The 6401-nt window shown below is 70.8% G+C and carries 7 protein-coding genes and 1 tRNA gene; 5 read left to right on the forward strand and 3 right to left on the reverse strand.

The window, feature by feature from the left end; translation table 11 throughout:
• Positions 1 to 56 precede the first annotated feature (56 nt).
• Together serS and QM621_RS14135 are read left to right on the forward strand one after the other, a co-directional pair.
• The gene (serS, locus tag QM621_RS14130) at positions 57 to 1325 is read left to right on the forward strand and encodes a serine--tRNA ligase (RefSeq protein WP_414991026.1); all 1269 of its coding nucleotides are present in this window, start codon (positions 57 to 59) and stop codon (positions 1323 to 1325) included.
• Positions 1322 to 2107 carry an HAD family hydrolase gene (locus QM621_RS14135; protein WP_414991027.1) on the forward strand — a complete coding sequence of 262 codons (786 nt, stop codon included), beginning with the start codon at positions 1322 to 1324 and terminating at the stop codon, positions 2105 to 2107. The genes serS and QM621_RS14135 overlap by 4 nt, the downstream gene beginning before the upstream one ends.
• Before the next feature lie 77 nt (positions 2108 to 2184).
• Here QM621_RS14135 and QM621_RS14140 read toward each other — a convergent pair whose 3' ends face one another.
• The 3 genes from QM621_RS14140 to QM621_RS14150 are packed head-to-tail and all read right to left on the reverse strand — an operon-like array spanning position 2185 to position 4323.
• Positions 2185 to 2763: a WhiB family transcriptional regulator gene (locus QM621_RS14140; protein ID WP_414991028.1), complete on the reverse strand. Its 579-nt coding sequence runs from the start codon at positions 2761 to 2763 to the stop codon at positions 2185 to 2187.
• Positions 2764 to 2805: 42 nt separating this feature from the next.
• A complete protein-coding gene (locus QM621_RS14145) occupies positions 2806 to 3333 on the reverse strand; it encodes a bacterial proteasome activator family protein (RefSeq protein ID WP_414991029.1) in 528 nt (175 codons plus the stop codon).
• An 18-nt stretch (positions 3334 to 3351) separates the two neighbouring features.
• On the reverse strand, positions 3352 to 4323 hold the full coding sequence (locus QM621_RS14150) for an NAD(P)H-quinone oxidoreductase (protein WP_414991030.1): 972 nt from the start codon (positions 4321 to 4323) through the stop codon (positions 3352 to 3354).
• 40 nt (positions 4324 to 4363) lie between these two features.
• Here QM621_RS14150 and QM621_RS14155 point away from each other — a divergent pair, with 40 nt between their 5' ends.
• The 3 genes from QM621_RS14155 (at position 4364) to QM621_RS14165 (ending at position 6355) form a co-directional block, all read left to right on the forward strand.
• Positions 4364 to 5161, forward strand: coding sequence for a carbon-nitrogen hydrolase family protein (locus QM621_RS14155; RefSeq protein WP_414991031.1), 798 nt, complete (start codon positions 4364 to 4366; stop codon positions 5159 to 5161).
• On the forward strand, positions 5158 to 6210 hold the full coding sequence (locus QM621_RS14160) for a hypothetical protein (protein WP_414991032.1): 1053 nt from the start codon (positions 5158 to 5160) through the stop codon (positions 6208 to 6210). The genes QM621_RS14155 and QM621_RS14160 overlap by 4 nt, the downstream gene beginning before the upstream one ends.
• 55 nt (positions 6211 to 6265) lie before the next feature.
• Positions 6266 to 6355: transfer RNA gene (locus tag QM621_RS14165), tRNA-Ser, on the forward strand.
• Positions 6356 to 6401 lie beyond the last annotated feature (46 nt).

Here is a 6401-nt window from a genome sequence, read left to right on the forward strand (position 1 = left end):
CCTAGGGTAATCGAGGCCTCCCACGATGGGGAACGCCTCTTGGCTAGGCTGGGCGGGTGATCGATCCTCGCCTGCTCCGTGACGATCCTGACCGTGTGCGCGACGCTTTGCGGCGACGTGGCGAGTCGCCGGAGGCGGTGGACGCTCTGGTCGGCGCCGACGCCGCGCGACGCTCGGCCATCGCCGAGTTCGAGGCGCTGCGCAGCGAGCAGAAGGGCCTCGGCAAACAGGTCGCCCAGGCGAAGGGCGACGAGAAGACCGCGCTGCTGACCCGCACCAGGGAGCTGAGCGCCGAGGTCAAGGCCGCCGACGCCCGCCGCGCCGAGGCCGACGCCGACTTCAACGAACGGCTGCGCGCCCTGCCGAACCTCGTCGCCGAGGAGGCGCCCGAGGGCGGCGAGGACGACTTCGTCGTGCTGGAGACCGTCGGCACGCCCCGCGACTTCGCCGCCGAGGGCTTCGAGCCGCGCGACCACCTCGAACTGGGCCAGATGCTCGGCGCCATCGACATGGAGCGCGGCGCGAAGGTGTCCGGCTCGCGCTTCTACTACCTGACCGGCGTCGGCGCGCAGTTGGAGCTGGCGCTGATCCAGCTCGCCATGAGCACCGCCGCGCAGTGGGGCTTCACGCCGATGATCCCGCCGGCGCTGGTGCGTCCGCAGGCGATGGAGGGCACCGGCTTCCTCGGCCAGGCCGCCGCCGACGTCTACCACCTGCCCGACGACGACCTCTATCTCGTCGGCACCTCCGAGGTCCCGCTCGCGGCCTACCACTCCGACGAGATCCTCGATGCCGCCTCGCTGCCGCGCCGCTACGCCGCCTTCAGCCCCTGCTACCGCCGCGAGGCCGGGTCGCACGGCAAGGACACCCGCGGCATCTTCCGAGTGCATTGGTTCGACAAGGTGGAGATGTTCACCTACACGACACTCGAGGAGTCCTTCGCCGAACACCGGCGTCTGCTGGGGTGGGAGCGTGAATGGCTCAATCTCTTGGAGTTGCCCTACCGCGTCATCGACGTGGCCACCGGCGATCTCGGCGCCTCGGCGATCCGCAAGTTCGACTGCGAGGCCTGGATTCCGACGCAGGGCAAGTACCGCGAGGTCAGTTCCACGTCGAACTGCACCGAATACCAGTCCCGCCGCCTCGACATCCGAGTGCGCGCCGAGGACGGCACGGTCCCTGCCGCGACGCTCAACGGCACGCTATGCGCGATGACGCGGACGATCGTGGCCTTGTTGGAGAACGGCCAGCAGGCGGACGGCTCGGTGCGTCTGCCGGAGGCGTTGCACCCCTTCCTCGGACCGGTGCTGGAGCCGCTGGCGTGACAGCGTGGCGGCCGAAGCTGGTGGCGCTCGACGTCGACGGGACGCTCGTCGACGGCGCCAATCAGATGAGTCCGGCCGTCCGTGACGCGGTGCGCGGTCTGCGCGACGCGGGCGTCGAGGTCGTCATCGCGACCGGCCGTTCGGTGCCCGGTGTGCTCGACGTGGCCGACAGGCTCGGCTTCGAACACGGCGAGGCGATCGGCAGCAACGGCTCGCTGGTCTTCGGCTACCGGCCGCTCGAGGTGCTCCGCCAGGTGACCTTCGACGCCTCGGCGGCGGTCCGTGAGATCGCCGCGCGCATGCCGGAGGTGCGGATCGCGGTCGAGGAGGTCGGCGTCGGCTACCGGGTCAACCGGGAGTTCCCCGGAGGCGAGCTCGGCGGCGCGATCCGCGTCCAGAGCGTCGAGGAGCTGATCGCCGAGCCGGTCACCCGCGTCATCGTGCGCTCGCCGGAGCACAGCAACGACGAGTTCCACGCGATGGTCGCCGAGTTGGGGCTGTCCGACACGAACTACTACATCGGCTACACCGCGTGGCTGGACATCGCCCCGGTCGGCATCTCGAAGGCGTCCGGTCTGGACTACCTGTGCCGGGAGCGCGGTGTGAGGCCCGCCGACGTGCTGGCCATCGGCGACGGCAGCAACGACGTCGAGATGCTCCAGTGGGCCGGACTCGGCGTCGCCATGGGCCAGGCCGTCCCGCAGTTGATCGAGGTCGCCGACGAGGTCACCGGCTCCGTCGACGAGGACGGCGCTGCGGTCGTGCTCCGCCGCTACCTCTGAGCGGGTACGGAGAATGATGGTTTGGGGTAGCGATCACTACCCCAAGCCATCTCGTGCTTCCCCGCAGCGGGGCGACGTCAGCTGGCGCGCATGAGGCGGCGGCCGGACTCCAGGTCGCCGAAGGCGTCGAGGACGTCGTCGACGGTGGGCGTCTGGTCTGCGGCGGCGGGGGCTTGCACGGCGGCCTTCTCCTGTTGCTCCTGACGGGCGCGGCGCAGATGGCGCTTGATCGTCGAGGTGGAGCAGCCGAGCCGTTCGGCGAGCTGCTGGCAGGTGTCGTTCGGATACGCGTGCCGCGCCGCGACGACGGCCTCGTGGTCGACCGGGCCGCTGCCCAGCCGACCCATGCCGAGACCGGAGAGCTCGGTGTCGGAGACGGTGATGCCGAGCTGGCGGCGCAGCGCCATGCGGTCGGACTCGGTGGTGCAGGCGACGAAGCCGGACACGTTCACCTCCGCGACCGCCCGGTACAGGCAGTCGGTGAAGATCGGACAGGCGGCGCAGCGTCGATGGGCCTCGGCGCGCTTGCGGGTCACCTCTCGGCGCATCGTCGCGGTCAGCCCGTGGCGCCCGAGCGGCGTCTCCAGGTCGTCGTCTAAAAAGGTCATCGGATCGTCGGCGCACGGTGGTACGACGGTGTCGTCGATGATGGTCATGGGCTCCCTCTTCCCTGGGACCGATCACTTATGTGACGAGTATTACAGATACATGCCGTTTTGTGTACCAGACCCTTCGGTTGGCTGCGATTGAGTTCTTTCGGCGCCGTCCGAGGGCTGCGGCAACGCCAGCCGCATCGTCTGCAACTGCGACTGAGCCTGCACCTGCTGGGCGTACAGCGCGGCCTGGATGCCGTGGAACAGGCCCTCCAGCCAGCCGACCAGCTGGGCTTGCGCGATGCGCAGCTCGCCCTCGCTGGGGGAGGCGGCCTCGAAGGGCTGGCTCAGTCGCGACAACTCCTCGACCAGCTCGGGCGCGAGGCCGTCTTTGAGCTCCGCGACGGACTGCTCGTGGATCTCCCGCAGGCGTGCTCGGCTGGGCTCGTCGAGCGGCGCGGCCTTCACCTCCTCCAGCAGCTGGCGGATCATGCCGCCGATGCGCATGACCTTGGCGGGCTGCTCGACCAGATCGGCGACACTGGTCGGCGCGGCGGACTCGGCGGGCTCGATGGCGGCAGGCTCCACCGGGGAGCCGTCGGGGCCGATCGTCAAAGGCGTCTCGTCAGTCATGGCGTCAGCGTAGAGGCGTCAGGGGAGGAGGACCAGCTTGCCGGTGTGCGTCGAGGCCTCCATCACGCGGTGGGCCTCGGCGACGTCGTCCAGGGCGAAGCGCTCGTGGATGATCGGCCGTACCGTGCCGTCCTCGACGAGCGGCCAGACGTGGTCCACGAGGTCGGAGACGATGGTCGCCTTCTCCTCCGTCGGACGGGCGCGCAGCGAGGTCGCGGTGACCGAGGCGCGCTTCATCAGCAGCCGGTTGAGGTCGAGCTCGGCCTTGACGCCGCCCTGGAGGCCGATGACGACGAGCCGTCCGCTCGTGTTCAGCGCGCGCACGTTGGCGTCGAGATAACGGGCGCCCATGATGTCGAGGATGACGTCAGGGCGCAGGCCGTGCTTCTTCAGCTCCGCGCCGAAGTCCTGCTCGCGGTAGTTGACGACCAGGTCCGCCCCGAGTGCGCGACAGGTCTCAGCCTTCTCGGCGCTGCCGACCGTCGTCACGACGCGGGCGCCCAACGCCTTCGCGACCTGGATCGCCATGGTGCCGATGCCGCTGCCTCCGCCGTGGACGAGGAAGGTCTCGCCGGCCGTCAGTCGGCCGACCATCGCCACGTTGGACCAGACGGTCGCGGCGGTCTCCATGATTCCGCCCGCGGTCTCCAGGTCGAGTCCGGCCGGCAGCGGCGCGACCTGCCCGGCGGGCACCGCGACCTTCTCGGCGTAGCCTCCGCCGGACAGCAGCGCGACGGCGTCCTGGCCGAGCAGTGCCTCGTCGGCCCCCTCGCCGAGCGTCACCACCCGTCCGGCGGCCTCCAACCCGAGCACGGGCGTGGCGCCGGGCGGCGGGTCGTAGAAGCCCTTGCGCTGTAGGACGTCGGCGCGGTTGACACCCGCCGACACGACCTCGACGACCACCTCGCCGGGCCCCGGCTGAGGGTCGTCCATCTCCACGACGGTGAGCGCCTCCGGCCCACCCGACTCCTCCACGATGACGGCTCGCATGGTCCGAGACTAGTCAGCGGTCCGGGCGTAGGCTCGGGCCATGCGGGTCACTCTCCTCCAACTGGCGGCCGGACTCGACGCGGGAGCCAATCGCGCCCTCGTCGGGCGGCGGCTCGACGCCGTGGAGCCGGACACTGACCTCGTCGTCCTGCCGGAGGCCGTCATGAGCGACTTCGGCCCCGCCGACCGCGACCTGCGACCCTGCGCCGAGCCGCTCGACGGCCCCTTCGTCGCCCTGGTGGCCGAGCACGCGCGACGGCTCGGCGCGACCGTCGTCGCGGGCATGTTCGAGCGGCGCGACGACGACCGGCCGCCCTACAACACGCTCGTCGCCGTCGGTCCGGACGGCGGGCTCGCCGCGACCTATCGCAAGATCCACCTCTACGACTCCTTCGGCTACCGCGAGTCCGACCGGCTCAGTCCCGGACCGGTCGCGCCGACGGTGGTCGACGTCGCGGGACGCCGCCTCGGGCTGATGACCTGTTACGACCTGCGCTTTCCCGAGCTCGCCCGCCTGCTGGTCGACGAGGGGGCCGACACGCTGGTGCTCCCGGCGGCCTGGGTGGCCGGCCCGGACAAGCTGGCCCACTGGCGCACGCTGACGACGGCGAGGGCCGTCGAGAACACCGTGTACGTCGTCGCGGCGGCCCAGGGCGGCGACCGCTACACCGGACACTCCCGCGTCGTCGACGCGCGGGGCTCTATCGTGGTCGAGGCCGCCGAGGGCGATGAGACGCTGTCGGCGGACCTCGACCCGGCCGAGCCGGGCCGCACACGCGAGGTCAACCCGTCGCTCGCGAACCGTCGTATCGGTCCAGTCCCAGGAGTCAGCTCATGAGCGGTGCCGCCACCGGACGACGTCGCCTCGACGCCTCGGTGCCGCAGGAGTACGACCAGCCGGTCCGTCCGCCGCGGCTGCCCTCCAACCAGTTGTCGGTGCGTCTCGGCGTGACGGTGGGCGTCGGCGCGATCCTGGGCCTGCTCGGGTCGCTGACCGGTGTGGTCGCGGTCGACGCGCCCAGCTGGCTGTACCGTCCGTCGGCGGCGCTGCTGACGGTCACGCTGACGATCGGCCTGGTGCATCGCGCCGGGGGGCGGATGCGGATCTGGGTGACGATGGTGGCGCTGGTCTGTGCGGGCGCGGTGCTCACCGACTGGGCGGGCCTCGTCGCGGTCGCGGCCGCGCTGACGGGCGTGGTCGGCGCGGTGTCGGCGGTGGTGTTCACGCGGCCGGCCTATCGTCTGCGCGCGGCGTTGCGCGAGTATGCGGTGTGCGTGGGGGTCGCGGTCAGCGGCGCGGTCGGCGTGGCGGCCTGGAACGCGCAGGTCAACGTGGTGGTTTTCGTCGTCATGGTCGTCGGAGTCTCGATGGTCGTGGTCATCGGGCTGACCTGGAAGCTCGGCCAGGGCATCCATGGTCTCGGCCGCAACCATCTGGCGATGCTCGCCGGGGTCGCGGCGGTGCTGTTGTTGCTGGTGGTCTACAGCTATGTGCTGCGTAGCTACGGCTCGGTGTCGCTGGTCAACATGATCGACAGCTCGATCTACTGGGCTCGTTCGACCATCGGCGGCGTGCCGCGGCCGGTGCAGGCGCTCGTCGGCTTCCCGGCGCTGGTCGTCGGGGTGCGAGTGAGGTCGCAGCGGCGGGAGGGCTGGTGGGTGCTGGTCTTCGCGGCATTGGCGACGAGTTCGGTGACGACCGGCCTGGTGTCGCCGCTGGCCTATCCGACGTACATGGGTTTGTCGATGGTCTACTCGGCGATCGTCGGGTTCGGCGTCGGCTGGCTGCTGTCGCGCTTCGTGATGGCTCCGACGAGCGCCCGGTCGGCGCGGGCGATCCAGCCGGTGCGACGGGTGGAGCCGCCGCGCTGGGCGGGGCTGCGCTGAGCTTTTCCGCCGAGTGGGATACTGACCAGCGTCTCGTCATGGTGACGGCGGGCGAGGAGGGGTGCCGGAGTGGCCGATCGGAACCGCCTTGAAAGCGGTCGCTGGCTTCATAGGCCAGCCGCGGGTTCGAATCCCGCCCCCTCTGCTGCGGTGGGGGGCAGCACCCCCGCGGTGGTGGACAGGGAGAACAC

Origin of the sequence: Aeromicrobium sp., assembly GCF_047606445.1 — a bacterium.
Lineage (GTDB): Bacteria > Actinomycetota > Actinomycetes > Propionibacteriales > Nocardioidaceae > Aeromicrobium.